Source organism: Streptomyces sp. NPDC015130 (assembly GCF_043080005.1).
Taxonomy (GTDB): domain Bacteria; phylum Actinomycetota; class Actinomycetes; order Streptomycetales; family Streptomycetaceae; genus Streptomyces.
The window spans coordinates 1-2,046 of the sequence record NZ_JBIBVC010000015.1; the positions used below are offsets into that span (position 1 = coordinate 1).

General features: G+C 73.1%; 3 protein-coding genes. All 3 read left to right on the forward strand.

From position 1 onward, the window contains the following. Positions 1–96 (forward strand): acyl-CoA dehydrogenase family protein (locus ACF08F_RS27265; protein ID WP_157849844.1); only part of this gene is annotated, 96 nt, incomplete at its 5' end. Between the two features lie 28 nt (positions 97–124). Then, positions 125–910: an electron transfer flavoprotein subunit beta/FixA family protein gene (locus tag ACF08F_RS27270; protein WP_392301153.1), complete on the forward strand. Its 786-nt coding sequence runs from the start codon at positions 125–127 to the stop codon at positions 908–910. Positions 911–948: 38 nt separating this feature from the next. Continuing rightward, positions 949–1,905 (forward strand): electron transfer flavoprotein subunit alpha/FixB family protein, encoded by a 957-nt coding sequence (locus ACF08F_RS27275; protein ID WP_150264938.1) that lies wholly within the window; start codon positions 949–951, stop codon positions 1,903–1,905. Positions 1,906–2,046 lie beyond the last annotated feature (141 nt).

Sequence of the window (2,046 nt, forward strand, 5' to 3'; positions counted from 1 at the left end):
CCCGTCGAGCGCATGATGCGCGACGCCAAGATCACCCAGATCTACGAAGGCACCAACCAGGTCCAGCGCATCGTCATGGCCCGCAACCTCCCGTAACCACCAGCCTCTCGAAAGGAGACAGGCCGTGACCCTGAAGATCGCAGTCTGTGTGAAGTACGTCCCCGACGCGACCGGCGACCGCGGTTTCGCCGACGACCTGACGACCGACCGCGAGGCCGTCGACGGCCTGCTCTCGGAGCTGGACGAGTACGCGGTCGAGCAGGCGCTGCGCATCTCGGAGGAGTCCGACGACGCCACGGTCACCGTCGTGACCGTGGGCCCGGACGATGCCAAGGACGCGCTGCGCAAGGCGCTGTCGATGGGCGCCGACAAGGCCGTCCACGTCAACGACGAGGACATCCACGGCTCCGACGTCATCGCCACCTCCGCGATCCTGGCCAAGGCCCTGGAGAAGACCGGCTTCGACCTGGTCGTCTGCGGCATGGCCTCGACCGACGGCACGATGGGCGTCCTGCCCGCGCTGCTCGCCGAGCGGCTGAACGTGCCGCAGGTGACGCTGCTGTCCGAGGTCTCGGTCGACGGCGGGACGGTGAAGGGCCGCCGCGACGGCGACTCCGCCACCGAGCTGCTGGAGGCCCCGCTGCCGGCCGTCGTGTCGGTCACCGACCAGTCCGGCGAGGCCCGCTACCCCTCCTTCAAGGGGATCATGGCCGCCAAGAAGAAGCCGGTCGAGGAGCTCGACCTGGACGACCTGGACATCGACGCCGACGAGGTGGGCCTCGCCGGGTCCTGGACCCTCGTCGACGCGGTGGCCGCCCGTCCCGCCCGTACGCAGGGCACGATCGTCACGGACGAGGGCGACGGCGGCAAGCAGCTCGCGGCCTTCCTCGCCACCCAGAAGTTCATCTGACCACCGTCGGCCAGACACCCACTCAGGAGCAATGAATCATGGCTGAGATCCTGGTTCTCGTGGACCACGCCGACGGTGCGGTCCGCAAGCCGGCCCTCGAACTGCTGACCCTGGCCCGCCGCATCGGCGAGCCCTCGGCCGTCGTGCTCGGCGCCGGCGAGGCCGCGGCCTCGATCGCCGCCACCGCCGGCGAGTACGGCGCGGCCACCGTGTACGTCGCGGACGGCGCCGAGTTCACCGACCAGCTGGTCGTCCCCAAGGTCGACGCGCTGACCCAGCTCGCGAAGGAGAAGGGGGCCGCCGCCGTCCTGGTGACCTCCTCCGGCGAGGGCAAGGAGATCGCCGCCCGCGTCGCGCTGCGCCTCGGCTCCGGTCTCATCACCGACGCCGTGGAGCTGGAGGCCGGCGAGAACGGCCCGGTCGCCACCCAGTCCGTCTTCGCCGCCTCGTACCAGGTGCGCTCGACGGTCTCGCACGGCGTCCCGGTCATCACCGTCAAGCCGAACTCCGCCGCCCCGGAGGCCGCCCCGGCCGCCGGTTCGGTCGAGAACGTGGCCGTCGCCTTCACCGGCAACGCCGCGAAGGTCGTCTCGCGCACCCCGCGCGTCTCCACCGGCCGCCCCGAGCTGACCGAGTCCGCGATCGTGGTCTCCGGCGGCCGCGGTGTCGGCGCGGCCGAGGGCTTCGCGGTCGTCGAGAAGCTGGCCGACTCGCTCGGCGCGGCCGTCGGCGCCTCCCGCGCCGCCGTCGACGCCGGCTGGTACCCGCACGCCAACCAGGTCGGCCAGACCGGCAAGCAGGTCTCGCCGCAGCTGTACGTCGCGGCGGGCATCTCCGGTGCGATCCAGCACCGCGCGGGCATGCAGACGTCGAAGACGATCGTGGCGGTCAACAAGGACGCCGAGGCCCCGATCTTCGACCTCGTGGACTACGGCGTGGTCGGCGACCTCTTCGAGGTGCTGCCGCAGCTGACGGACGAGATCGGCGCCCGCTGACCGTTCCGGCGCCCGACGGAAAGGGGGCGGTGGGGGGGGGGGGGGGGCCCCCCCCCCCCCCCCCCCGCCGACCCCCCCCCCCCCCCCCCGCCCCCCCCCGGGCCCCCCGGCCCAGCCCCGCCCCCCCCCCCCCCCCCCCCG

Bases quoted from the DNA above. Each gene is read 5' to 3' on its own strand.
- ACF08F_RS27275 (WP_150264938.1), top strand. From the start codon at position 949: ATGGCTGAGATCCTGGTTCTCGTGGACCACGCCGACGGTGCGGTCCGC.